Genomic DNA, 24,816 nt, shown 5'->3' with positions numbered 1-24,816 from the left:
GTAACGACTGCTTAGTAGTCCAAAGCATCCGCATGTCCTGAACCATTTCCAACAAAATAACCTGTCTTACAGTTAAGTGTAAACAGATAAGTTCCATCTGGCTTATAAAGGTTATAGTAACCATTACCGTTTACAATATTAACACGTTCGAGGATATATTGGTTTCCAGTGATATAACCTCGTGAACGTGAAGTCTCTAATATTTTTTCCAATACACCCGGAGAAAATTCCCAAGCTGAATTTCCACTATCATCAATAGCAGACTGATTATAAGGAACGCGACTAACACTTCTTTGAAGAGAAATACCTGTACTCGAGAGCCCCATATTCGCCTCACTACTAGCTTCTCTTCTTTCATTTGAACTTGAATTTGATGTACTTGGACTCGCTTCTGAACTAGCAGTAGAACTCGCTTGGCTAGAACTATCTTGTTTACTTGAACTAGAGGTTGTCGTTTGTTGACTCTTCCCGAGACTAATAGCCTTATTTAGCAATTTGTCAAGTTCTGTATTACCTGTCTTCGTCTCAGTAAAAGTAGCACCTTTTTTGGCTTTCGCATTAGTATCTACGACACCATCCGTAAGTACGGGAGTTTCAAACAGGGCATTGACATCTTGGACAGCTTTGATTTGACTTGCAAGACTATCATATTTTGACTTAGAAAGAGCATATTCACGACTACCCTCCAATTTATCTAATAGTGACTTGAGCTTGCTTAGCTGATCAAACTGACTATTTTTCAAGGCAGTTTTATTGATATCTGTGTAAAAAGCGTCATATAGGTTATTAAATTCTTCGCTATCTGCTTGACTATTTGAAGTTGATTGAGAAGTTTGGATTTCCTTGGTTGAACGAGAAACTTGACGGTAAACATAATAAGCTCCTACACAGATAATCATTGTTAAAAGAAGCAAGACTAACACGAAAAAAATTTTTTTCTTACTTTTTCTTGAATCATTTTGATCCAATAGAAAGAGATTTTCATTGTCTTCTACTTCTTTACTACTCTCACTTAAAAACTCATCCACTACAACTAAAGGATCCATTCCTTTTTCATCCTCACCATTAAACAATGGAGTGGTAATTTCTTCAGAACTCGACACTTCCTCCGAATAGACATCCGTCCCTTCTTGAGATTCACGCACTTCCTGAATCAATTCATCCAAACTCTGAGTTTCAACTAATTCCTCTTTTTTCTCCTGACGAACCGAAAACTTGTCTGCTTCTATTTCATCTTTATGCTGCTTCACATACTTATCTAAAATAGAATCACTAGCCAATACTCCTGCTTTCACTTCTTCATTTTTACGCATAGCTTGTCCAACTGTTAACTCTTTTGCTTCGTCAAAATCATATTGCAACTCTTGATATTCCGTTTTACGACGGTCACGTCTTTTTTTACCCATTTTTTAGCCTTTCTACTTCAATTCCTGACGTTTCACACGCTGACCAAAATATTGATACAAATCAACTTTTAAAGTTCCATTGTACAACTTACGCTTCTTGTCCGCCTGACTGCCGTACTTGATCTCAAATGCTTCATCACTGGTTAGGATAAATTTGCTCCACGTTTTCAGCGGTGCAAATACTCGACCCATTTCAGAATAAAGCTTGGTAACCCCTGCATCATCTGACAAACGTTCACCATAAGGCGGGTTAGATATAATCACTCCATTAATTTTATCCGAACGTAAATCCTGCACACGCATCTGCTTAAAGGTAATATCTCCTGCAACCCCTGCCGCCTGAGCATTAGCCTTAGCAATTTCCACCATACGTGCATCGATATCACATCCCATAATATCCAGTTCCAGTTCACGATCCACTTTCTTAGCTGCTTGTGTACGAACTTCTTGAATCAGTCGATCGCTAATCCAGTTCCATTCCTCAAAAGCAAAGGAGCGACGAAGACCAGGAGCCATCTTTCTAGCAATCATAACTGCCTCGATACAGAAAGTTCCCGAACCACAGGTTGGATCTATCAGAGGCTTATCCGGATACCAGTTAGAAAGTTGCAAAATAGCTGCTGCCATATTTTCCTTGATAGGAGCCCCACCTTTTTCGGTACGATAGCCTCGTTTAAAGAGACTGGATCCTGTCGTATCAATCATGACAGTTGCTATATCCTTGAGAATAGAGACCTCAATCTTAAACTCAGGACCATTCTCCATTAAAGGAACACCTTCTGGACGGGCATAATGTTTTTGCAACTTCTTAACAACAGCTTTCTTAGAGATAGCCTGAACACTTGGCTCGTTATGTAGTTTTGATTTGACACATTTGGCTTTTGAAATCGGGAAACGTGCTCCAAGTGGCAGATAGTTTTCCCAATCTAGGGCAAATACTCCTTGAAACAACTCCTCAAAAGTCTTAGCAGGAAAACTCCCTACCAAAATCTTGATACGGTCTGCTGCACGGAGCCAGAGATTGGTCTCAATAATAGATTTGGTGTCTCCTTTAAAACGAACACGCCCATTTTCAATCTGACAGTCATACCCCAAATCACGCACTTCTCGTCCTACCACTGCTTCAAGACCTGCGGCTGCCGTTGCAATTAAATTAAATTCTTTTTTCATGTTACAGTCTTTAAAGACCTTTCTCTTGTTCACTTTAAAAAATGAGGTTGAGAAATTTTCTCAGCCCCAACCTATATGCAATTTTCTATAAGCCATGTTTTGTTCCAGAAGTGACTAGGATCACTTCCTTCGATAATCATCTGTCTACCACTACCAGCTCTAGCTGATAGCAGTCAGAGTACTACGTTCGTTTCCGTGTACTCCATGCCCCGACCAAAATTTGGGTTGCTAGCTTGAGGGGTTTACCGCGTTCCACTCTCTCTGTTTCCAGAGAGACTCCGTCACTGTGGCACTTTCAAGTCTACTCTGACCTATCCAATGACTTAGCCATTTCGACTGCCGTAACGATTTCTCGTCCCTAGGCTTATGGTTTCGCCTAGCACAAACACTACAGGCATCACAGCCTGTGCTAGCATGGACTTTCCTCATGAAAAATATCTCTTCACGCGATTATCCAAAAATTGCATGATTTAAATCAACTCCTATATATCTGAGCTATCTAAAATTTGTTTACCAAAAACTTCTTTTTCAAGACGATTCAGACGCTTCAAAATATCAAAATTCGTCATTGAGCTTGTGCCAGCTACCTCAAGAGCTTCCGCTTGAACTGATGACACTTGTGGTTTGCGAGACAACTCGTCTTTCAACTCTGAAATTTCCTGACGGAGAGACTTGACCAAGGCAGCATAGGTTTCATAATCCTTGATGACATCGTCTAAAAATTCATCAACTTCCACCTTGCTATATCCACGAACTTCACGTCCAAACTCTTGCTCAAAAACATCTTTTGCTGTAAAAATAATATCTGCCATCACTCTCTCCATTCTCAGTTGCTAATAGTATTATTATATAAAAAAAAGCAAACAAAAATCAAGGTCAAAGCCTTACTTTTCAGAAAAAATTTCTGCCACCTCATTTAAGATGTCAAATGTTAGTCTTTTTACCCGATAACCTTCTTCACTTTTCATCAAATCGTCCATAAATTTTAATTTAGTTTCATTCTCTGGATCATAGAAAAAATAGGCCAAATCTGTATTGTCTAGTAAAAACCGTTGGTAGTCGCGCAATTGTCCCTTATGTTCAAAACTAGGATAAGCATATTTAACAAAATCTACTTGCTTAAATTGGCTTAGCTTGAGCTGATTTGCTTCATTCCAATTTTGTCCATGAGTTTCAAAATCAAAGATAGTCGCTAGCTGAAACTTGTAATCTTCCTTCATTTCACTTGCAACATCTAACACCCATGATTCAAATCCCAAATTTCCTGTAAAGACTAGCCAATCAACTCCTTCTTCAGCTAAACTTTTTAAGTCCTGTTGAATGGCTTTTTTAATAATTTTTGTACGAATATCCTTTTCATTGAATAATCCCAAATCAAAATGAGAATAGCCCATAATTAAAGCAACAGTCATTTTTACACCTTTCTTTATATTTTATGGTATAATAGAGTGATGTTATTGTACCAATAAGGAGAAATATGGTCAACTATCCTCATAAAATTTCATCAAAAAAAAGACTATCCTCCCTTTCAAATCCCAAAAATTTCGCAAATAGGGGAATGTCTTTTGAAAAGATGATCAATGCAACCAACGACTACTATTTGTCTCAGGGGCTTGCTGTCATTCACAAAAAACCAACTCCTATTCAAATCGTCCGCGTGGACTATCCACAACGAAGTCGAGCAAAGATTGTTGAAGCCTATTTTAGACAAGCCTCAACGACGGATTATTCTGGCGTTTATGATGGATATTACATCGACTTTGAAGCGAAGGAAACTAAACAAAAAAATGCAATCCCGATGAAGAATTTTCATCTTCATCAGATTCATCACATGGAACAAGTTCTTGATCAAAAAGGTATTTGCTTCGTTCTACTTCACTTTTCTTCTCAACAAGAAACTTATTTATTGCCGGCACTTCATTTGATTTCCTTTTATCATCAAGATAAAGGACAAAAATCAATGCCACTTGGATATATTCAAGAATTTGGATTCAAAATTGAAACTAGTGCCTTCCCTCAAATTCCCTATCTCGATGTTGTTAGAGAACACTTATTAGGTGGTAAAACATGATTAACAAAGAAACTATCCTACGTTTAACTAAATATATAGGCATTGGCCTCTTATCTTTATTCTTAACAGCCTTTGTACTTGGAGGAAGTGTATTTCTTTACTATGTAGCCAAGTCTCCTGCCTTATCTGAAAGTAAATTAGTCGCAACTACTTCTAGTAAAATTTACGATAATAAAAATGAACTGATTGCTGATTTGGGTTCGGAGCGTCGTGTAAATGCTCAATCTAGTGAAATTCCTACGGATTTGGTAAATGCAATCGTATCGATAGAAGATCATCGTTTTTTCAATCACCGTGGTCTTGATACAATTCGAATCATAGGAGCTTTTCTTCGCAACTTGAAAAGTAACTCCCTTCAAGGAGGATCCACACTCACCCAGCAATTAATTAAGTTGACCTATTTCTCAACCTCTACTGCAGATCAGACTATTTCACGTAAAGCCCAGGAAGCTTGGTTAGCTATTCAATTAGAACGCAAAGCAACTAAACAAGAAATACTGACCTATTACGTTAATAAAGTCTATATGTCAAATGGTAATTATGGTATGCAAACTGCTGCACAAACCTATTATGGCAAGGATTTAAAAGAACTTTCTTTAGCTCAACTTGCCTTACTAGCTGGAATGCCACAGGCGCCAAACCAATATGATCCTTATTCTCATCCAGAAGAAGCTTTAGAACGGCGTAATTTGGTTCTTTCTGAAATGAAGGGACAAAAATACATCACCGCAGAACAATACGAAAGTGCTATAAATACCCCAATTACAGATGGTCTACAAAGTCTAAAATCAACAAACAGTTATCCTGCTCATCTAGATAACTACCTCAAGGAAGTTATCAACCAAGTTGAGCAAGAAACCGGCTACAACCTTCTAACAACAGGTATGGAGGTCTACACAAATGTGGATCAAGATGCTCAAAAACGTCTATGGGATATTTATAATACAGATCAATATGTCTCTTATCCTGACGATGATATGCAAGTTGCTTCTACTGTTATTGATGTCTCTAATGGTAATGTTATTGCGCAACTCGGTTCTCGTCACCAAGCAAGTAACGTTTCATTTGGAACAAACCAAGCCGTAGAAACTAATCGTGACTGGGGTTCAACAATGAAACCAATCACAGATTATGCCCCTGCTTTAGAATATGATATCTATGACTCTACTGCGACTACTGTTCGTGATGTCCCGTACAATTATCCTGGAACAAACACCCCTGTTTACAACTGGGATAGAGTATACTATGGTAATATTACCTTACAATATGCACTCCAACAATCTCGAAATGTTCCTGCTGTAGAAACTCTAAATAAAGTTGGATTGAATCGGGCAAAAAACTTCTTAAATGGCTTAGGAATCGACTATCCTGATATATATTACTCCAATGCTATTTCAAGTAATACAACTGAATCAAGTAAACATTATGGAGCAAGTAGTGAAAAAATGGCTGCTGCCTATGCCGCATTTGCAAATGGTGGTATTTACCATAAACCTATGTATATAAATAAAGTTGTGTTTAGCGATGGCAGTGAAAAAGAATTCTCTGATTCTGGTACACGAGCTATGAAAGAAACTACTGCCTACATGATGACAGAAATGTTAAAAACAGTTTTAACATCAGGAACTGGTTATAATGCCTATATTCCTTGGATTCCTCAGGCCGGCAAGACAGGTACTTCTAACTACACAGATGATGAGATTGAAAACCATATCAAAACCAGACAACTTGTAGTTCCTGATGAACTATTTACTGGATATACTCGCAAATACTCTATGGCAGTTTGGACGGGCTATACAAATCGTCTTACACCAGTCGTAGGTAATGGATTAACAGTTGCTGCTAGAGTCTATCGCTCCATGATGACCTATCTAACTGAAAATAACCATCCTGGAGACTGGTCTATCCCAGATGGTTTATACCGAAATGGAGGGTTTATCTTTAAAAATGGTGCTCGAAATACTTGGACGGCACCTGTAATCCAAGAAACTCCAGTCGTAGAAAATTCAACATCTTCAACTGAAGAGTCTACATCAACTACAACTGAAACCAATGGACAACAAAACAATTCTACCAATTCAAATTCAAACCAACGTACTACAATCCAAGGTGAGCAGCCACCATTTGTCCAGCAACGATAAATATTGAATAGTAGCACCTTTGAGATTTCAATCTCAAGGGTGCTTTTTGATATGAGCCCATGTTTTCTCAATAGGATTATACTTGGGTGAGTAGGGAGGAAGAGGTAAAAGTTTATGCCCAAACTCTTCACACAAGAGTTCTAGATTACCCATTCTATGGAATCTTGCATTATCCATAATAATGACTGATGGTGTGTTTAATATTGTCAAGAGAAACTTCTGAAAGCAAGCTTCAAAAAACTCGCTCGTCATTGTCTCTTCGTAAGTCATTAGAGCGATTAATACTCTTCGAAAATCTCTTTAAACCACGTCAGCGTCGCCTTACCGTAGATATGGTTATTGACTTCGTCAGTTTCATCTATAACCTCAAAGCAGTGCTTTGAGCAACCTGCGGCTAGCTTCCTAGTTTGCTCTTTGATTTTCATTGAGTATAACTCACCATTTGTTAGCCCTGCAACCAAAGAAATCCTCTGATATCTTCTTCCAGATACTCTACCTCTTATTAACTGACCTTTTAATGAGCGACCATATTCTCGATAAAAATAAGTATCGAATCCTGTTTTATCAATATAAACAGGTGCTAGATGCTTTAAACTATTAAAAATTTTAAGAAATAAAGCTACTTTTTCTGGGTCTTGTTCATAGTAGGTGTGATTCTCTTTTTTCGAGTGTATCCCATAGCTTTAAGAGCATAGTGAATGGTAGTTGGGTGACATCCGAATTCAGCAGCTATCTCAGTCAAAAATGGTATTAGGTGAGATTTGGAAAAGGTGTGACGCTTCTGTTATACTACCTGTTCGCTCACAATAAGAGAGAACTTTTTTACGAAAATCTATTGAATATTCCATAAGAAGCTTATACCACATTGCGTACTGTTTTGTTTCAGTTTACTATAAATTATTTTTCTAACTTTTGAGGTCAATACAAAATTAGATTTTTAGTATAACTATTGGGTCGATGTTAAAAATCCCATGCCAGATTGTTGTGCATCACACTTGTGACCCAGCTAGCGTCCTAGCAGACACCTCAAAAGCTAAAAAATATCTTGATTGGAAAGCTAACTACTCCCTCGAAGATATTATTTTATCAGATTATCGTTGGCGTGTTAAAGAAGGCAAAAACATTTTAGAATAGGAAAACAGAGGAGAAATGCTTGGCGCTCTCTCCTTGTTTTATTTATTAAATTGTCAGAAAATTTATTGACAGATTAAATAAATCGTGTTACAGTAATATCCGCAGGTATATTTCAATACCAAATCTACATGAAAGGACGGGGTATGAAACTTTCTCATTATTTAATTGGCTTACTTCTACTCCTAGTCTTTCTCTCTATTAGCATTGGGACCAGTGATTTTTCATGGGGAAAGCTCTTTGCACTGAATCATGAAACTTGGCTTCTCTTTCAAGAGTCCCGTCTCCCAAGAACTATCAGCATTCTCCTGACTGCCTCTAGTATGAGTATGGCAGGACTTCTCATGCAGACTATCACTCAAAATCAGTTTGTTGCTCCGAGTACAGTTGGAACGACTGAAGCTGCCAAACTGGGAATGGTGCTGAGCCTCTTTGTCTTTCCGTCGGCTAGTCTGACCCAAAAGATGCTCTTCGCTTTTGTTTCATCCATCGTATTCACCCTCTTCTTCCTAGCCTTTATGACCATTTTTACTGTAAAGGAAAGGTGGATGTTGCCTCTGATTGGGATTATCTATAGCGGGATTATCGGTTCTGTGACAGAAGTTATCGCCTACCGTTTCAATCTGGTTCAGAGTATGACAGCTTGGACCCAGGGCTCTTTCTCCATGATTCAGACTCATCAGTATGAATGGCTCTTTTTAGGCCTCATTATCTTGATAGCTGTTTGGAAATTGTCCCAAACCTTTACCATCATGAATCTAGGGAAAGAAACCAGTGAAAGTTTGGGGATTTCTTACTCTCTACTTGAAAAACTGGCTCTCTTTCTGATTGCATTAACGACAAGCGTCACCATGATTACCGTGGGCGGCTTGCCATTTCTCGGAGTTATCGTTCCCAATCTTGTTCGCAAGCGCTACGGAGATAATCTAGGTCAAACCAAACTCATCGTCGCACTGGTCGGTGCCAATCTAGTTCTGGCCTGCGACATCCTATCCCGAGTTCTGATTCGGCCCTATGAGCTGTCTGTCAGTCTTCTACTAGGAATCATTGGGAGCCTCGTCTTTATCCTACTTCTCTGGAGAGGGGGACGAAAAGATGCAGTCTAAAAGCAAACATACTAAGCTCTTCTGGACTCTCATTATTCTTGCCATCGGAGCTTGTCTTCTCTACTTTTGGCCCATCACTCACTTGTCAGCCTTTGCTTGGAAGTTGCGTTCCCAAAAAATCATCGTTTATCTCTTGGTAGCCATCGCGACTGGGATTTCGACCATTAGTTTTCAAACCCTGACAGAAAATCGCTTCCTGACGCCTAGTATTTTAGGAATCGAATCCTTCTACGTCCTATTGCAAACTCTGCTACTGGTTTTTGAAAGCAAGTTTCTTCAAATTGGCAAGTCCCCTATCTTAGAATTCCTAATCTTACTTCTCGTCCAATCCCTCTTCTTTCTCGCCTTACAAGGCTACTTGAAGAAACTGATGAAACAAGATTTAGTCTTCATCCTGCTGATTTGTCTAGCTCTCGGAAGTCTCTTTCGAAATATTAGTACATTTCTTCAGGTTCTCATGGATCCAAACGAATACGATAAACTACAAAACAGTCTTTTTGCCTCCTTTCAACATCTCAACACTTCCATCCTAGCAATCGGTTCTCTGATTATCCTTGCTTTGACACTCTTTTTCTTTCGGAAAGCAGTCATTCTGGATGTCTTGCATCTGCAAAGAGAAACAGCTCAGATACTGGGACTTGATGTTGAAAAAGAACAAAAAGAGCTCCTCTGGGGCATCGTGCTTTTAACTTCAACAGCAACTGCCCTGGTGGGACCTATGGCCTTCTTCGGCTTTATGCTGGCTAACCTCACCTACCTGATTATCAAAGACTATCGGCACAAGCTACTCTTTATAGTGGCCATTCTGGTTGGATTTATCAGTTTGACCTTGGGGCAAGTCCTGATTGAACGAGTCTTTGCGCTGGAAATTCGCTTCAGTATGATCATCGAGAGCGTGGGTGGCCTCTTATTCTTTATCTTACTATACAGGAGGACGCGTCAGTGAAACTGGAAAACATTGACAAATCCATTCAAAAACAGGATATTTTGCAAGGTATTTCCCTTGAAGTCAGTCCTCAGAAACTGACAGCCTTCATTGGTCCAAATGGTGCTGGAAAATCGACTCTCCTCTCCATCATGAGCAGACTGACAAAGAAGGATCAAGGAATTCTCAGTATTAAAGGCCGTGAAATCGAAAGTTGGAATTCCCAAGAACTGGCCAAAGAACTGACTATCCTAAAACAGAAAATCAATTACCAAGCCAAATTAACCGTTGAAGAACTTGTCAGTTTTGGACGTTTTCCCTACAGCCGTGGTCGACTGAAGGCAGAAGACTGGGAAAAAATCCGAGAAACTCTGGACTATCTGGAACTGACTAACTTAAAAAACCGCTACATCGATAGTCTGTCTGGCGGACAGCTCCAACGTGTCTTTATCGCTATGGTACTGGCCCAGGATACCGACTTTATCTTGCTGGACGAACCACTCAACAATCTCGATATCAAGCAAAGCGTCAGCATGATGCAGATTCTCAAGCGACTGGTGGAAGAACTCGGCAAGACCATTATCATCGTCCTCCACGATATCAACATGGCCAGTCAGTATGCGGATGAAATTGTCGCCTTTAAAGACGGCCAAGTCTTTAGCAAGGGAAGAACCAATCAAATCATGCAGGCTGACCTGCTCAGTCAACTTTATGAGATTCCCATCACACTAGCTGATATCAACGGCAAGAAAATCTGTATCTATAGCTAGTAACATAGAAGTTCAAGTTAGAGAACCTTCAGTCTCTTAGTCAATAAGACCAAGAGACTCCCTAAATCGTTATCACATTTTAAAAAGGAGAAATCATGAAAACATCCCTTAAACTTTATTTCACTGCCCTAGTGGCTAGCTTCTTGCTTCTACTTGGTGCATGTAGTACAAATACAAACTCAAGCACTAGCCAGTCGGAAACAAGCAACTCTGCTCCAACAGAGATAACCATTAAAAGTTCACTAGACGAAGTCAAACTTTCAAAAGTTCCTGAAAAAATTGTGACCTTTGACCTCGGTGCTGCTGATACTATTCGTGCTCTAGGATTTGAAAAAAATATCGTTGGAATGCCTACAAAAACAGTACCAACCTATCTCAAAGACCTAGCTGGAAAAGTTAAAAATGTTGGTTCTATGGTTGAACCAGACCTAGAAGCCCTTGCTGCTCTTGAACCAGATTTGATTATTGCTTCACCACGTACCCAAAAATTCGTAGACAAATTCAAAGAAATCGCCCCAACCGTGCTCTTTCAAGCAAGCAAGGAAGACTATTGGACTTCAACTAAAAGCAACATTGAATCCTTAGCAAGTGCCTTCGGCGAAACTGGTACACAGAAAGCCAAGGAAGAGTTGGCTAAGCTGGACAAGAGCATTCAAGAAGTCGCTACTAAAAATGAAAATTCTGACAAAAAAGCCCTTGCTATCCTCCTCAACGAAGGAAAAATGGCAGCCTTTGGTGCCCAATCTCGTTTTTCTTTCTTGTACCAAACTTTGAAATTCAAACCAACTGATACTCAATTTGAAGATTCTCGCCACGGACAAGAAGTCAGCTTTGAAAGTGTCAAAGAAATCAACCCTGATATCCTCTTTGTTATCAACCGTACCCTTGCCATCGGTGGTGACAACTCAAGCAACGATGGCGTCCTAGAAAATGCCCTCATCGCTGAAACTCCTGCTGCTAAAAATGGGAAAATTATCCAACTAACACCAGACCTCTGGTATCTCAGCGGAGGTGGTCTTGAATCAACAAAACTCATGATTGAAGACGCACAAAAAGGCTTGAAATAAGCAACTTCAAACTCATACTCTTCGAAAATCTCTTCAAACCACGTCAACGTCGCCTTGCCGTACTCAAGTACAGCCTGCGGCTAGTTTCCTAGTTTGCTCTTTGATTTTCATTGAGTATCAACTAACATCTTTACATAATAAAACGCATCCTATCAAGCTCACTCAAACCTGATAGGATGCGTTTTTATCATTTCACTAAAATATTTTTACCTAGCCTCATTTTTCTTCTTGATTCCGTTTAAGGGAAAAATGGTCTGGGACGGGGTCCTTACCTGTTTTCGACCAGGGATGGCAACGTAAAATTCGAGCCAAGCCCATCAAAACACCCTTGAAGCCATGTTTTTCAATAGCCTGAATCATATAGTTTGAACAAGTCGGCTCAAAGCGACAAGAGGGTGGAAAGGCTGGTGAAATAAAACGTTGGTAAAAGCGCACAGGTGCTATTAACATTCGTTTCATTATTTCTTGGTTACAGCCATGGTGTGTAGTTGGCTGATTTCTTTTTTGTTAAGACGACGGGATTCACCTGGACGGAGACCTGTCAAATCTAGATGTCCAAAACGGGTCCGTGACAACTTGTCCACTTGAAGACCGACAGCTTCAAACATCTTTTTAACCTGATGGTTACGCCCTTCATGGATGGTCAACTGCACCACTGAGCGGTTTTTGACTGGATCCACTTTGAGAATCTCATAGACAGCCGGCTTGGTTTTCTTACCATCAATCTCAAGTCCACGGGTCAAGGGGCGGAGATTATCCTTATTGGCCACACCTTTAACACGCGCGACATAGACCTTGTCAATCTCATTACGAGGGTGAATCATCTCATCCGTAAAATCCCCGTCATTGGTCAAAATCAAGACTCCTGATGTATCCCAGTCCAAACGACCTACAGGGTAGATGCGTTCTTTCACATTGGGCAAGAGGTCAACAACAGTCTTGCGACCCTTATCATCTGTCACACTGGAAATGACACCGCGTGGTTTGTTAAGCAGATAATAGACCTTTTCTTCGTTGTAGATAGGTTGACCTTCAACTTCAACCTTGTCGCCTGACTTGATGGTCGTTGCTAGTTCACGCACCACCTGGCCGTTAACCGTCACCAAGCCTTGCTTGATCAGCTCTTCTGCTTTTCTCCTACTGGCCACACCTGCGTGGGCAATATACTTATTGATTCTCATCTTCTTCTATCCTTTCACCAAACAATTGGCTTTCTTGGGCTTGAATCTCAAGCTCATCAATCACTGGTAATTCTTCCAAATGATTTATCCCCATGTAATCTAGGAAATAATCTGTAGTCACATAGAGGTTGGGACGCCCCAACACTTCTTTTTTCCCGTCTTCTTTGATTAGGTCAAAAGCCTGCAACTTTGCCAAAGCCCCACTCGAGTTGACTCCACGGATAGCATCAATTTCTATCCGTGTGATGGGCTGTTTGTAGGCAATGATAGACAAGGTTTCAAGGGCAGCTCGAGATAAACTCTGGTTGATAGGTGCCTTAGAGTATTCCTTCAAAATGGCTGCAAATTGAGGATTGGTCACTAATCTATAAGCACCACCAGTCTCAATCAGAGCCAAACTGGAATCTGGGTCCTTTTCATACTTCTGGGCTAATTTTTCTAAACTCTGTTGGATGCCTGTCGGTGGCAGTGAGAGGAATTCAGCTAACTGGCGAACTCTAATCCCATCTTCCCCCGCTACAAACAAGAGCGCTTCTATTTTTGCTAAAGTACTCATATTTCCTCTCTATCAAGTCTAGCTTTGAGGCACTTGACTTTCTTCCTTCTTTTCCATGAGATAGATATCCCCAAAACTCTCATTCTGCACTAGAGTTAACTCCTGAGTTTTGATTAACTCTAAAGTTGCTAAAAAGAGGGTGATGACCTCTTGAACATTCTGAGCTTCCTTAAATAAATCTTGCAATAGTAGTTGGTCTCTTCCAGCTAACGACTCTTTCACAATAACCATCATATCCTCAATCTTATACTCATCTCGTAAGATAGTCGTATGATTTTTAGAAAACTCCTCTTTTTTCTTATTTAGAATGTTCGAAAAAGCCAAGAAGAGGTCAATGGTCGTCTTGTCATGCACAAGCTCCGCATCTTCATAAATCAACTCTGTCGGTGCTTTAGAATAATACTGGGCCCGTTCTTGGTGCTTGGCTTCCAAGTGCTCACCCAAGAGCTTGAACTTGCGGTATTCTTCGATTTGAGAAAGAAGATCCTGCTCCAGATCGTCCTCCAAGTCGGTCACTTCTGCTACCTTTGGAAGGAGTTTGCGGCTCTTAATCAGCATGAGCTGACTGGCCATGACCATATACTCACCCGTCACTTCCAGACGCATGGCCTTCAGGGTTGAGACGTAGGCTAGATACTGTTCGATGACTTCCGTAATGGGCACATCATAGATATCCATCTGGTACTTAGAGACCAGGTGCAAGAGCAAGTCCAGGGGCCCTTCAAAATCTTTTAATTTAATATCCATTATCTATATTTTTCTAAGGTCAGAACTGTTTTTAATCCTAATTTTTTTGCAATTTCGTACAAATCGACCTTGTTTTCTATTTGTCTTAGAATGAACTGTTCACGTAAGGCTTGAGCTGATAGGGATGAAAAACCTTTCTCCTTGACAAAAGCTTCTAACTGACGAAAGGCCCACTGACGGGAATAGGCTTTCCCTCCCCTTTCAAAAAGATAGGTCTGGTCTATCAAGGGTTCTAATTCTGAAAGCAAGGTCGTAGGAATAGTGACAATCCTCTGCTGGGAAGCCTTCTTGATTCGTAACACCTGAAAATCCAGATTGATATCCTCAACCTCGAGAGCTAAAATCTCACTCGGCAAGAGTCCCATTTCCAAGATAAGTAGAGCCAGTAAACGCCCCTCTGGATAATTACTTTCCTGCCAAAAAGAGTCTAGGTTTAACAGTTCTGGTTTTGAGGTCTTCTTTTCAGCTTGTTTGGTTAATTCCAAGCGGTAAAATCCGTCCACTTCTCCTTTTTGATAGAGAAAGTAGAGAAATTGATTACAGGCCGAAATCTTTCGCTTCTGGGCGCTGATTTTTAGATTGGCTAGCTGGGCTTGGTAAATCTTGAGACTAGTCTCCGAAACCCGCTCGCCAACAATGTCTAAAAATTGCTCCAGATCATACTTATAGGACTGCTTGGAATTTGCAGACAAGCCCTGCTTTCCCTCTAAAAAGTCTGAAATGCTATCTCTCATTTGCATCGAATCTCATATTCCTTACTAAAGTCATGCAAGAGGGCATTCACTGCCTTGAGGATAGACTTGCGCGTGATAATCCCTTGGAAAATCCCTGACGCATCCACAACTGGCAAGAAGGACTCATCTACCAGCTTGTGCAAGACCTCCGTAATGGTAAAATCAGGCGAAACAACCGCTACATCCGTTTTGGTCATATGAACAATATCCGTATCTGCCATGATTTCTTGACTCAAGTCATGCTCCATCTGATAAGCCATAATATCTCTAAGCCCAATCGTCCCAACAAACTGTTTTTCATCTGTCACAACAGGAACACGGGTATAGGTCATCTGACTGAGCAATAGGGTCGCATGATCTGCATTATGAGTATTAATCAACACAGCTAGATTTTCAGCAGGGGTCAAAAAAGTTTCCTCCTGCCCCAACAAGAAAGTTTCAAACTCCTTGGCAATCATCGGCTAAACTCCTTGGACAAGCCTGGGTACACCTCGTGGTCTCGTGTCAAAAAGTCCACTTTGAAATAACTGTCATCAATCTCCACACGAGCATAGAGACATTCTCTAACGGTTCCACGTGGTTGACTGATGGAACCTGGATTTAGAAAGAGAGTCTTGCCTTCCATCCAAGCATTTGGCACATGCAAGTGACCATAGAGGCAGATATCGGCCTCTTCTTCTTGAGCCCAGTAGTCCAACTTTTGAAAATTGAAATTAATGTCAAACAAGTGACCATGGGTCTGAATGATTTTAGTTGGTCCCAACTGAGTCACCAAGCGTTCTGGGTAACCTGCATAGAAGTCCATGTTCCCTTTAACAACACGGATGCCCTCCCAAAGGAGAGAATCAGGACGTAATTCAGAATCTCCGTTATGAAAAACGGCATCAACTTTGCCTACATAACGATCACGGATTTCTTCTACAATCAAGCTATCCCCATGGGAATCACTCATTACAATGATGGTTTGCTTTGCCATGATGGAAATACCTCCAAAAGTTTCTTAACGGCTAAGGCACGGTGAGATTGACTATTTTTTTCTTCAAGGGTTAATTCAGCTGAGGACTTGCCTGTCTCTCCTACAAGGAAGAGAGGGTCATAGCCGAAGCCATTTTCACCCTTAGGTTCAAAGTTAATGTAGCCTGGCCAGTCTGCTTCAACAACCAAACTTTCCTTGTTTGGGCTGGCTACGACTAGGGTTGTATGGAATTGAGCCGAACGATCCTTGAGTTCAAAGACCATGGCCAATTCGTGCAAGAGTTTGGCATTGTTTTCACGGTCAGTAGCTCCCACTCCTGCGAAACGAGCTGACCAGACACCTGGCAAGCCACCAAGGACATCAACTTTAAGACCAGAATCATCTGCCAGAACCATCTTACCCGTTAACTGAGAAATGGTTTCTGCCTTGAGGCGGGCATTTTCTTCAAAGGTCATGCCTGTTTCTGCTACTTCAGGTAGGTCTGGATAATCATTGAGGTTTTCCACATCATAGCCAAGTTTGTCAAAGATAGCTCGGAATTCCTTTGTCTTGCCCTCGTTACGAGTCGCAATCAATAAGGTTTCTCTGACCTTGCTTGTCTCAAAGAAATCATGAACATTGACCCCTTCTTTAGGCAATTCTACATACAAGAGCTGCCCATTTTCAACCAAGAGAAGGGCTCCCTGACGTTGAATAACTTCCAAATTTCGTCCCATTTCTTGGTTAAGGATATCTACTACAAAAGACAATAGACGGTAGGGAGAACCATAGCGTAAAACAGTAACTGAAAGTGGAAAACCTCGTTCCTCGTCTCGAAAGATTTTGGCCAATCCAACTAGAGGAAAATCCAAGTCTTCATCAGTCAAAGTCCGGACACCACCAAAAATACTATAGGACCCAACATACCAGTCCTGGTCATCCTTGTATTCATAAATTTTATTTGTCATAATTCTACATGCTCCACATGAATCTCTTTTTCCAGCCATTCTTCACCAATTTGTGCAAAACTTTGGCTGCTGGCTGTTGTGTAAAAACGGTGATTAAGTGGTCCAGCATCGCGACCACGATTGATTTCAAAATAATTGAGTAAGACGGAGATATCTCGCACACATTCCGCTCCACTATCGATGAGTTTGACATTCGGTCCCATAACATTTTGAATAATAGGCCTGAGGAGCGGATAGTGGGTACAGCCTAAGATTAAACTGTCCACCTTACCAACCAAGGGTCTCAGGGTTTCATAAACAACCTTTTTAGTCACACTAGTTGATAAGGCTCCTGACTCGACCAAGGGTACAAACTTAGGGCATGCCAAACTTTCTACTTGTAGGTCTGGATCCAGATCTTGAATCTTTTTACGATAAATGTCAGATTGTACAGTCATAGGCGTTCCAATCACACCTATTTTCTTACCTTGACTGGATTTGATCGCAGCTGAGGCACCTGGCAGAATCACTCCAAGCACAGGAATATCTAGCTTAGCCTTAACTTCTTCCCAAACGACTGCTGTTGCAGTGTTACAAGCAAGGACAATCATTTTGACATCCTTAGTTAAGAGAAAGTTGACCAACTGCCAAGTATATTCACGAATTTGCTCATCAGAACGAGGCCCATATGGTGCCCGCGCTGAATCTCCAATATAGACGATTTCTTCATGAGGAAGCTGGCGCATGAGCTCGCGCACAACGGTCAAGCCCCCGACACCCGAATCCAAAAAACCAATTGGTCGATTATCCATACAGTCTTCTTTCTAGTTTTCTTTTTCTGATTGATAGTTCATCATGATTAACACAACTTGAATATATTACTGATAAATTGAGAAAATCAAACTAACTCCCTCTTAATCATAATCAAATATCAATAGAATGCAAGGAAAAAGGATTATCCTTGAGAACTATTAAACATAGTGAGAAGTCTGGAACTTTCATCCCAGACTTTTCCTATTTATTTCTTTTTATTGTTAGCAAGAGCTGCTTTTTGTTGACGGATGATTTGGTGGTAAACCTGTTGTACTTTTGCTTCGCTTGGTTTTTGACCATTTGCACTTAATAAAGTACGAACTGCTTCTGCATTCAAACGTGGGTTATCAGCAAATTCTTTTTCAATTTGCTTACGAACCAAATACATACCTCCAAGAGCGCCCCCTAAGGCTGCTAAAACAATCAATACAATTGCTAAAATAAGATTCATAACATTTCTCCTGTTCCTTTTTGAGTCTATACTATTATAACACAAAGAAGGCGAACTGACTAGTTTGATTTACGCTTTCAACTATAGATTAACTATCAATAAGAACTCCTCAATTGTTTAAACAGAGGACTCCTTTCTAAGTTTAACTTACATAGATAGCCAATGTTTGATAAGGTTTAAGCAATAGTTTGTCAAGCAATTCTATTTTCTCATAGTTTAAAGGTATGATCTGTCCATTTTGGTAGGCTAATAGATAAATGGTATCCCATGTGAATTCAGATTTGTAGATTTTGCAAAACGTAAGAAATAAAAGACTGAGACACCACATCTCAGCCTTTTTCTTTATCCCAAAACTAACTCATCACTGACTAGACTTTGGCCACTATTTTTCTGGAAGAGATGCATGAGATCTTCAACCGTCAGATGCTTTTTCTCCTCTCCCTTGACATCCACCACTATCTTGCCTTGATAGAGCATAATGAGACGATTTCCGTACTCAATCGCATGGTTCATATCATGGGTAATCATCAAAGTAGTCAACTGATGGTGTTCCACAATCTTTTGCGTCAAATCCATCACCATTTGACTAGTTTTTGGATCAAGAGCCGCAGTATGTTCATCCAAAAGCAAGAGTTTGGGTTTTACCAAGGCAGCCATGATTAGGGTCAAGGCCTGTCTTTGACCTCCCGAGAGGTATTGAGTATCTACTTTTAAGCGGTTTTCAAGACCAATATTCAACTCCTTCAAGGCCTCTTGGAACTGGATTCTATCCTTCTCCTTCACACCCCAGCCAAGTCCTCTCTTCTGACCACGTCTCAAGGCAATGGCCATATTCTCCTCAATCGTCAAACGAGAAGCTGTCCCCATCTTCGGATCTTGAAAAACACGGGCAATATCCTTGGCTCTCTTTCTTACACTCATATTTTTAATGGATTTGCCTGCCAATAAAAGGTCTCCTTCGTCCACCGATAGATTGCCAGCCAAGATATTCATCAAAGTGGATTTCCCTGCTCCATTTCCACCAATCACAGATATAAAATCTCCCTCTTCAACTTCTAAATCTAATCCTTTGAGGACATGGTTCTCATTGACAGTCCCTGCTTCAAATGTCTTGTGAATATTTTCAAGTGTTAACAAACTTGCCATAACTTTCTCCCCCTATTCATTTCTCAATTTCAGACCACGAATCTTTAATCTCTTTTGCAATTCTGGTGCAAATAAAACCAAGGCTAACAAAATTGCATTAAAGAGACGAACCAGATTTTGATCTAGATTTGGAATTTCATAGATATTTAAAATAATCAAACGGTAAACAATCGCACCGATTCCGATAGATAACAAGCGGCTTCCAATGGTTAAATCGTTAATCAGGACTTCCGCAATAATCACTGCACTCAAACCAACAACGATAGTTCCTGTCCCAGAAGTCACATCTGAAAATCCATCATTTTGAGCGAACAAGGAACCACATAGGGCAATCAAGCCATTTGAAATCATGTAACCAACAATCTTCATGCTGTCTACATTGACTCCATTTGCCTCACTCATAGGAATATTGTCCCCAGTCGAACGCAAGACAAGGCCAATCTCTGTTTTCATCAAAAGAGTCAAGACTAGACAGACAAGTAAGAGACAGGCTAAACTAAGTGAGAAAACAGTTTCTTCGTTTGTCAATCCCAAGCTCGCCAATTGTTTAAAGACGGTTGCAGAATCTCCCAAGGAAAGATTGGGCACACTTCCCATGATTTTAATATTGATGGAATAAAGCCCTGTCAAGGTCACAATCCCTGTTAAGAGAGCTGGAATTTTCATCTTGGTGTGGAGCATTCCTGATACAAGACCTGCGACCATACCTGCCAGCAAAGCCAGTAAAGTCGCAATCCAAGGATTTGTCCCTACCTGTATCTGTGATACAACGACAGCTGCCCCCAGAGGAAAGGCTCCCTCAGCAGTCATATCCGCAATATCCAAAATACGGAAAGTCAAGTAGACTCCAATAGCCATAATCGACCATAGCAAACCTTCTGATAAACTAGATAATACAAAATTCATCTTAAACCTCCTTATTCCTTACCTTCTAACTTACTGATATCAATTCCTAGCGCAGCCGCCATTTCTTGATTGGTATGCAATTCCAGTTTTTCAGGCAACTCAACTGCTATATTTTCTGGCTTCTCACCTTTTAAAACACGAACCAGCATTCGTGCTGTCTGACGTCCCAATTCTTCATAATTGGTTCCGTAGTTATACAAACCACCAAGCGCAACCATTTCTGTTGAACCACCAAATACTGGTACCTTGTGTTTAATAGAAACCTGCTTGACTGTTTCCATGGTTGACGAAATGATATTGTCCGTTGGTACAAAAACCATATCCACCTCTGTCATCAAGCTCTCTGCTGCCGCCTTGACGTTGTTACTATCCAAGATTGTTTTTTCAACAACGGTAAAGCCTCTTTCTTCCAGAAGACGCTTAGCTTCATCCTTTTGGACAACCGAATTTGACTCACTCTGAGTATAAAGAATTCCAATTGATTTAGCTTTTGGCAACACTTTCTTTATTAAGTTGATTTGGGTTGAAATGGCATCTGATGACTGGTCACTTGTCCCAGTTACATTGCCTCCAGGATGTTCTCTTGACTCAACCAACTTGGCACTGACTGGGTCTGTTACAGCTGAAAAGATAACTGGTGTCGTTTGCGTCGTATTGGCCAAGCTCTGAGCAGAAGGCGTTGCAATTGCTAGAACGACATCACTGGATTCTGCTAGTTGCTGGGAAATAGTTTTTAGATTTCTTTGTTCTCCCTGTGCATTTTGAAAATCAATCTCAATATTTTCCCCCTCAACATAGCCCTGTTTAGCCAGTTCATCCACAAATCCTTCTCTAGTAGCGTCCAAAGACTGGTGGGTAATAAATTGCGAAATACCGATACGAAACACATCTTTTTTCTTATCCGCCTTCAACTGATGCAAACTGATCAGAGAGGTCAAGAGAATCCCTACAACCAAAAGAGGGGCTAGTAATTTTCGAACAACTTTCATAATGAAACTCCTTCTCAGAAAAGATAAAACAAAAAACCGCCTAGATATTATCTAAACGGATGCTTGAAATAATCTAACAAGTTACAACTTAGCTAGCCCATTTAGATATTCATCTATATGGACCACAATCAAAAATCTTAGCCACATAGATACAAACAAATTGCTTGAACTGTTTGCATCCATGGTGACATGTCTACAAACACTATCTAAAGTAGCTAAAGTAAAAGTTTTGATTCATTGTTACAGCTTGTCTTTTAATCATTCTTTTTCTGCTTTCTTTTTTGATGTTTCTTATCTTACTACCTTTTTCATCACCTGTCAAGAATATTTCAGAATTTTTTAAATTTTTTCGAAAGGGCTAACTATTAATTTATATAAATATTTTTATTCCTTTAGCTCCAACTTTCTTTTTAAGTCATTTTATGGTAAAATGAAGAGTAATAATATTTATTAAAGAGGTAAAAATATGATTGAAGCAAGCAAATTGAAAGCTGGTATGACATTTGAAACTGCAGATGGAAAATTAATCCGAGTTTTGGAAGCAAGCCACCACAAACCTGGTAAAGGGAACACTATCATGCGTATGAAATTGCGTGATGTTCGTACTGGTTCTACTTTTGATACAAGCTACCGTCCAGAAGAAAAATTCGAGCAAGCAATTATCGAGACTGTTCCAGCTCAATACTTGTACAAAATGGATGAAACTGCCTACTTCATGAATACTGAAACTTACGACCAATACGAAATTCCAGTCGTAAACGTTGAAAATGAATTGCTTTACATCCTTGAAAACTCTGATGTTAAAATCCAATTCTACGGAACTGAAGTGATCGGTGTGACTGTACCTACTACTGTTGAGTTGACTGTTGCTGAAACACAACCATCTATCAAAGGTGCTACTGTTACAGGTTCTGGTAAACCAGCAACTATGGAAACTGGACTTGTTGTCAACGTTCCAGACTTCATCGAAGCTGGACAAAAATTGATCATCAACACTGCAGAAGGAACTTACGTTTCTCGTGCCTAATCTCTAGAAAGAGGTCATTCTATGGGAATTGAAGAACAATTTGGCGAAATCGTTATCGCTCCACGTGTACTTGAAAAAATTATTGCTATCGCTACTGCTAAGGTAGACGGTGTCCATTCATTTTCAAACAAATCCGTATCTGACACCCTCTCAAAACTTTCACTCGGCCGTGGGGTTTACCTTAAAAACAGTGATGAGGAGTTAACAGCTGACATCTATCTCTACCTTGAGTACGGTGTCAAAGTTCCTAAAGTTGCTGTAGCCATTCAAAAAGCAGTTAAGGATGCAGTTCGTGATATGGCTGATGTAGAGCTTACTGCTATCAACATTCATGTTACAGGAATCGTACCAGATAAAACACCAAAACCTGAGTTGAAAGACTTATTTAATGAGGACTTCCTCAATGACTAGTCCACTATTAGAATCTAGACGTGAACTTCGTAAATGTGCTTTTCAGGCACTTATGAGTCTTGAATTCGGCACTGATACTGAAACAGCTTGCCATTTTGCTTACACACATGATCGTGAAGATGCAGATGTGCAAGTTCCTGCCTTTTTAACAGACTTGGTGTCTGGTGTTCAAACTTACAAAACAGAGTTGGATAAACAAATTAATCAGCATCTCAAGTCTGGTTGGACCGTTGAACGCTTGACCTTGGTCGAAAAGAATTTACTGCGCTTGGGAATCTTTGAAATCACTTCATTTGACACTCCTCAACTAGTCGCTGTAAATGAGGCTATTGAATTAGCAAAGGTCTTTTCAGATCAAAAATCTGCTCGTTTTATCAATGGACTCCTCAGCCAGTTTGTAACAGAAGAAAATGAATAATCTAAAAGGTGTTTGGTCATTACCAAGCACCTTTTCTTTTCGACACTCAGTAAGAGTCACATAAAAACTAGAACTGATGATCAGCTCTAGTTTTTGTGTATTCCATTGAAGAATTAGTATTTTCTAAATCGTTGGTAGCGATCTTCTAGTAATTGTTCCAAGGGTAAATGAGCTAATTTAGTCAATTCCGTTTGAAGCTCTCCTTTAACCTTTTGAATCAGTTCTTTACTAGAAAGCCCTGTTTCAGAAATTACCTTGTCAACAATTTCCATTTCTAGCAGTTCATGTGAGGTGATTTTCATCAATTCTGCAGCTTCCATGGCACGACTACCATCCTTCCATAGAATAGAGGCGAATCCTTCTGGACTGAGAATAGCATAAATAGAGTTTTCCAGCATCCAAACACGGTCTGCAACGGCTAGAGCCAAAGCCCCACCTGAACCCCCTTCACCAATGACAATCGCGATAATAGGAACTTTCAGGTCACTCATTTCCATGAGATTGCGAGCAATTGCTTCACCTTGCCCACGTTCTTCAGCCCCCACACCAGGATAGGCACCAGCAGTATTGATAAAGGTGACAACTGGACGGCCAAATTTTTCAGCCTGTTTCATCAAACGCAAGGCTTTACGATAGCCTTCAGGATGAGGTTGGCCAAAATTTCGTTTGAGATTGTCTTGTAAGCTCTTTCCTTTTTGGATACCAACAACTGTTACAGCTTGCTCTCCAAGCCAGCCGATACCACCTACAACCGCACCATCATCTCGAAAAGATCTATCGCCATGTAATTCAATAAATTCATCAAAAATGCCTGTTGCAAAATCCAAGGTTGTCAATCGGCTCTGTTCACGCGCTTCTCTGACTATTTTTGCTATATTCATCTAAGACTTCCTCCATGCAATTTGACCAAACTAGCGATTGTATCTGGTAAATCTCTTCTCTTGACGATAGCATCTACAAATCCATGTTCAAGCAGGAATTCTGCCTTTTGGAAATCATCTGGTAAGGTTTCACGAACCGTATTTTCAATAACCCTGCGCCCAGCAAAGCCAACTAAACTCTGTGGTTCTGCCAAAATGATATCACCTTCCATGGCAAAAGAAGCAGTTACTCCACCTGTCGTTGGATCTGTCAAAACTGTCAAGTAAAAAAGGCCCGCATTTGAATGGCGTTTAACAGCTGCAGAAATTTTGGCCATCTGCATAAGACTCATAATACCCTCCTGCATACGAGCTCCCCCAGAAGCTGTAAAGAGGACCACAGGTAACTTTTCTAGGGTTGCATATTCAAATAAGCGAGTAATTTTCTCACCTACAACTGTACCCATAGAGGCCATGATAAAGTTAGAATCCATGATTCCCAAGGCTATATTTTGACCTTTAATGGAGGCAATCCCTGTTACAACTGCTTCATCAAGACCTGTCTTTTCACGTATTACCTCTAGTTTCTTTTGATACCCAGGAAATTTTAGGGGATCCTTGCTTTCAATCCCTGTAAACAATTCTTTAAAGCTTCCTGTATCGATTGTCAAATCAAGACGTTCTTGAGCAGAAATGCGAAATGTATAACTACACTGCGGACAAATACGATCACTTCCCAAATCTTTTTGATAGATGGTGTGTTTACAACCCGGACATTTGGAAAATAGTTCATCTGGAACCTCTGGTTTAGCTTGAGGTTTTTCCCTCACCGAACGATTGGGGTTGATTCGAATATACTTATCTTTTTTACTAAATAGAGCCATTGAT

30 protein-coding genes, 1 other RNA gene and 3 pseudogenes are annotated in these 24,816 nt (G+C 40.3%); 10 read left to right on the top strand and 24 right to left on the bottom strand.

The features are described from left to right. Positions 1–11: 11 nt before the first annotated feature. The 5 genes from QZ114_RS04085 to QZ114_RS04065 all read right to left on the bottom strand — a co-directional run bounded on the left by QZ114_RS04085 (position 12) and on the right by QZ114_RS04065 (position 3,988). On the bottom strand, positions 12–1,406 hold the full coding sequence (locus QZ114_RS04085; RefSeq protein ID WP_295499930.1) for a cell division site-positioning protein MapZ family protein: 1,395 nt from the start codon (positions 1,404–1,406) through the stop codon (positions 12–14). Between the two features lie 12 nt (positions 1,407–1,418). Then, complete coding sequence (locus QZ114_RS04080; RefSeq protein WP_295499928.1) at positions 1,419–2,576, bottom strand: class I SAM-dependent RNA methyltransferase; 1,158 nt, start codon at positions 2,574–2,576, stop codon at positions 1,419–1,421. Positions 2,577–2,659: 83 nt separating this feature from the next. Continuing rightward, an RNA gene (gene rnpB / locus QZ114_RS04075) (RNase P RNA component class B) lies at positions 2,660–3,038 on the bottom strand. Between the two features lie 20 nt (positions 3,039–3,058). Then, entirely contained in the window at positions 3,059–3,388 is a 330-nt protein-coding gene (gpsB, locus tag QZ114_RS04070) for a cell division regulator GpsB (RefSeq protein WP_295499926.1), read from the bottom strand. 72 nt (positions 3,389–3,460) lie between these two features. Next, complete coding sequence (locus tag QZ114_RS04065; RefSeq protein WP_295499924.1) at positions 3,461–3,988, bottom strand: SLOG family protein; 528 nt, start codon at positions 3,986–3,988, stop codon at positions 3,461–3,463. Positions 3,989–4,053: 65 nt separating this feature from the next. Between QZ114_RS04065 and recU the strand changes: the two genes are divergently transcribed. Continuing rightward, positions 4,054–4,647, top strand: a complete 594-nt coding sequence (gene recU / locus QZ114_RS04060; RefSeq protein ID WP_295499922.1) for a Holliday junction resolvase RecU — start codon at positions 4,054–4,056, stop codon at positions 4,645–4,647. Then, positions 4,647–6,788, top strand: coding sequence for a penicillin-binding protein PBP1A (pbp1a, locus tag QZ114_RS04055; RefSeq protein WP_295500270.1), 2,142 nt, complete (start codon positions 4,647–4,649; stop codon positions 6,786–6,788). The genes recU and pbp1a overlap by 1 nt, the downstream gene beginning before the upstream one ends. A gap of 39 nt (positions 6,789–6,827) precedes the next feature. Here the strand turns inward: pbp1a and QZ114_RS04050 are convergent. The 3 genes and pseudogenes from QZ114_RS04050 to QZ114_RS04040 all read right to left on the bottom strand — a co-directional run. Beyond that, positions 6,828–7,070, bottom strand: a pseudogene (locus tag QZ114_RS04050) (transposase); the annotation flags it as partial. After that, positions 7,067–7,213, bottom strand: coding sequence for a hypothetical protein (locus tag QZ114_RS04045; RefSeq protein ID WP_295500292.1), 147 nt, complete (start codon positions 7,211–7,213; stop codon positions 7,067–7,069). The gene QZ114_RS04045 and the pseudogene QZ114_RS04050, both read right to left, overlap by 4 nt. A 12-nt stretch (positions 7,214–7,225) precedes the next feature. Next, positions 7,226–7,636: pseudogene (locus QZ114_RS04040) on the bottom strand (IS630 transposase-related protein); the annotation flags it as partial. A gap of 109 nt (positions 7,637–7,745) precedes the next feature. Here QZ114_RS04040 and QZ114_RS04035 point away from each other — a divergent pair. From QZ114_RS04035 to QZ114_RS04015, 5 genes are all read left to right on the top strand, one after another. Beyond that, positions 7,746–7,922, top strand: coding sequence for a hypothetical protein (locus QZ114_RS04035; RefSeq protein WP_295499920.1), 177 nt, complete (start codon positions 7,746–7,748; stop codon positions 7,920–7,922). A 143-nt stretch (positions 7,923–8,065) separates the two neighbouring features. Next, positions 8,066–9,025 carry an ABC transporter permease gene (locus QZ114_RS04030; RefSeq protein WP_295499918.1) on the top strand — a complete coding sequence of 320 codons (960 nt, stop codon included), beginning with the start codon at positions 8,066–8,068 and terminating at the stop codon, positions 9,023–9,025. Continuing rightward, positions 9,015–9,971, top strand: coding sequence for an iron chelate uptake ABC transporter family permease subunit (locus QZ114_RS04025; protein ID WP_295499916.1), 957 nt, complete (start codon positions 9,015–9,017; stop codon positions 9,969–9,971). Before QZ114_RS04030 ends, QZ114_RS04025 begins: the two co-directional genes overlap by 11 nt. After that, entirely contained in the window at positions 9,968–10,720 is a 753-nt protein-coding gene (locus QZ114_RS04020) for an ABC transporter ATP-binding protein (RefSeq protein WP_295499914.1), read from the top strand. The genes QZ114_RS04025 and QZ114_RS04020 overlap by 4 nt, the downstream gene beginning before the upstream one ends. 95 nt (positions 10,721–10,815) lie before the next feature. Beyond that, on the top strand, positions 10,816–11,787 hold the full coding sequence (locus QZ114_RS04015) for a siderophore ABC transporter substrate-binding protein (RefSeq protein ID WP_295499912.1): 972 nt from the start codon (positions 10,816–10,818) through the stop codon (positions 11,785–11,787). A 216-nt stretch (positions 11,788–12,003) separates the two neighbouring features. On the opposite strand, the gene yidD is transcribed toward QZ114_RS04015, so the two are convergent. From yidD to QZ114_RS03945, 14 genes and pseudogenes are all read right to left on the bottom strand, one after another. Then, positions 12,004–12,246, bottom strand: coding sequence for a membrane protein insertion efficiency factor YidD (gene yidD / locus QZ114_RS04010; RefSeq protein WP_261196378.1), 243 nt, complete (start codon positions 12,244–12,246; stop codon positions 12,004–12,006). Next, a complete protein-coding gene (locus QZ114_RS04005) occupies positions 12,246–12,968 on the bottom strand; it encodes a pseudouridine synthase (protein ID WP_001222228.1) in 723 nt (240 codons plus the stop codon). The genes yidD and QZ114_RS04005 overlap by 1 nt, the downstream gene beginning before the upstream one ends. Next, positions 12,955–13,524 (bottom strand): SMC-Scp complex subunit ScpB, encoded by a 570-nt coding sequence (scpB, locus tag QZ114_RS04000; RefSeq protein WP_295499898.1) that lies wholly within the window; start codon positions 13,522–13,524, stop codon positions 12,955–12,957. The genes QZ114_RS04005 and scpB overlap by 14 nt, the downstream gene beginning before the upstream one ends. A gap of 18 nt (positions 13,525–13,542) precedes the next feature. Then, complete coding sequence (locus tag QZ114_RS03995; RefSeq protein WP_295499895.1) at positions 13,543–14,271, bottom strand: segregation/condensation protein A; 729 nt, start codon at positions 14,269–14,271, stop codon at positions 13,543–13,545. Further along, a complete protein-coding gene (gene xerD / locus QZ114_RS03990) occupies positions 14,271–15,005 on the bottom strand; it encodes a site-specific tyrosine recombinase XerD (protein WP_295500267.1) in 735 nt (244 codons plus the stop codon). The genes QZ114_RS03995 and xerD overlap by 1 nt, the downstream gene beginning before the upstream one ends. Next, positions 15,002–15,463 (bottom strand): cyclic-di-AMP-binding protein CbpB, encoded by a 462-nt coding sequence (gene cbpB / locus QZ114_RS03985; protein ID WP_295499893.1) that lies wholly within the window; start codon positions 15,461–15,463, stop codon positions 15,002–15,004. Before cbpB ends, xerD begins: the two co-directional genes overlap by 4 nt. Then, positions 15,460–15,981, bottom strand: a complete 522-nt coding sequence (locus tag QZ114_RS03980) for a metallophosphoesterase (protein ID WP_295499891.1) — start codon at positions 15,979–15,981, stop codon at positions 15,460–15,462. Before QZ114_RS03980 ends, cbpB begins: the two co-directional genes overlap by 4 nt. After that, positions 15,957–16,928, bottom strand: a complete 972-nt coding sequence (locus tag QZ114_RS03975; RefSeq protein WP_265472982.1) for a nucleoside-triphosphate diphosphatase — start codon at positions 16,926–16,928, stop codon at positions 15,957–15,959. The genes QZ114_RS03980 and QZ114_RS03975 overlap by 25 nt, the downstream gene beginning before the upstream one ends. Then, complete coding sequence (gene racE, locus QZ114_RS03970) at positions 16,925–17,719, bottom strand: glutamate racemase (protein ID WP_295499888.1); 795 nt, start codon at positions 17,717–17,719, stop codon at positions 16,925–16,927. The genes QZ114_RS03975 and racE overlap by 4 nt, the downstream gene beginning before the upstream one ends. Positions 17,720–17,925: 206 nt before the next feature. Next, positions 17,926–18,171, bottom strand: a complete 246-nt coding sequence (locus QZ114_RS03965) for a YneF family protein (RefSeq protein WP_001048971.1) — start codon at positions 18,169–18,171, stop codon at positions 17,926–17,928. 142 nt (positions 18,172–18,313) lie between these two features. Then, positions 18,314–18,415: pseudogene (locus QZ114_RS03960) on the bottom strand (alpha,alpha-phosphotrehalase); the annotation flags it as partial. A 98-nt stretch (positions 18,416–18,513) separates the two neighbouring features. Further along, positions 18,514–19,317, bottom strand: coding sequence for an ABC transporter ATP-binding protein (locus tag QZ114_RS03955; RefSeq protein WP_042900324.1), 804 nt, complete (start codon positions 19,315–19,317; stop codon positions 18,514–18,516). Positions 19,318–19,329: 12 nt separating this feature from the next. Next, the gene (locus tag QZ114_RS03950) at positions 19,330–20,223 is read right to left on the bottom strand and encodes an ABC transporter permease (RefSeq protein ID WP_295499884.1); all 894 of its coding nucleotides are present in this window, start codon (positions 20,221–20,223) and stop codon (positions 19,330–19,332) included. An 11-nt stretch (positions 20,224–20,234) separates the two neighbouring features. Beyond that, the gene (locus QZ114_RS03945) at positions 20,235–21,212 is read right to left on the bottom strand and encodes an ABC transporter substrate-binding protein (RefSeq protein WP_295499882.1); all 978 of its coding nucleotides are present in this window, start codon (positions 21,210–21,212) and stop codon (positions 20,235–20,237) included. Positions 21,213–21,678: 466 nt separating this feature from the next. Here QZ114_RS03945 and efp point away from each other — a divergent pair, with 466 nt between their 5' ends. The 3 genes from efp to nusB are packed head-to-tail and all read left to right on the top strand — an operon-like array spanning position 21,679 to position 23,068. Beyond that, complete coding sequence (efp, locus tag QZ114_RS03940) at positions 21,679–22,239, top strand: elongation factor P (protein ID WP_000568643.1); 561 nt, start codon at positions 21,679–21,681, stop codon at positions 22,237–22,239. Positions 22,240–22,260: 21 nt separating this feature from the next. After that, positions 22,261–22,650, top strand: a complete 390-nt coding sequence (locus QZ114_RS03935) for an Asp23/Gls24 family envelope stress response protein (protein ID WP_295499879.1) — start codon at positions 22,261–22,263, stop codon at positions 22,648–22,650. Further along, positions 22,643–23,068 carry a transcription antitermination factor NusB gene (gene nusB / locus QZ114_RS03930; protein WP_295499877.1) on the top strand — a complete coding sequence of 142 codons (426 nt, stop codon included), beginning with the start codon at positions 22,643–22,645 and terminating at the stop codon, positions 23,066–23,068. Before QZ114_RS03935 ends, nusB begins: the two co-directional genes overlap by 8 nt. Positions 23,069–23,181: 113 nt before the next feature. Here nusB and QZ114_RS03925 read toward each other — a convergent pair whose 3' ends face one another. Both QZ114_RS03925 and accD read right to left on the bottom strand, forming a co-directional pair. Further along, complete coding sequence (locus tag QZ114_RS03925; RefSeq protein ID WP_295499875.1) at positions 23,182–23,949, bottom strand: acetyl-CoA carboxylase carboxyl transferase subunit alpha; 768 nt, start codon at positions 23,947–23,949, stop codon at positions 23,182–23,184. Continuing rightward, positions 23,946–24,812 carry an acetyl-CoA carboxylase, carboxyltransferase subunit beta gene (gene accD / locus QZ114_RS03920; RefSeq protein ID WP_295499873.1) on the bottom strand — a complete coding sequence of 289 codons (867 nt, stop codon included), beginning with the start codon at positions 24,810–24,812 and terminating at the stop codon, positions 23,946–23,948. Before accD ends, QZ114_RS03925 begins: the two co-directional genes overlap by 4 nt. Positions 24,813–24,816: the final 4 nt, after the last annotated feature.

The organism is uncultured Streptococcus sp., assembly GCF_901875575.1.
Classification (GTDB): domain Bacteria; phylum Bacillota; class Bacilli; order Lactobacillales; family Streptococcaceae; genus Streptococcus.
This window is presented reverse-complemented; position numbering and strand designations above follow the sequence as displayed.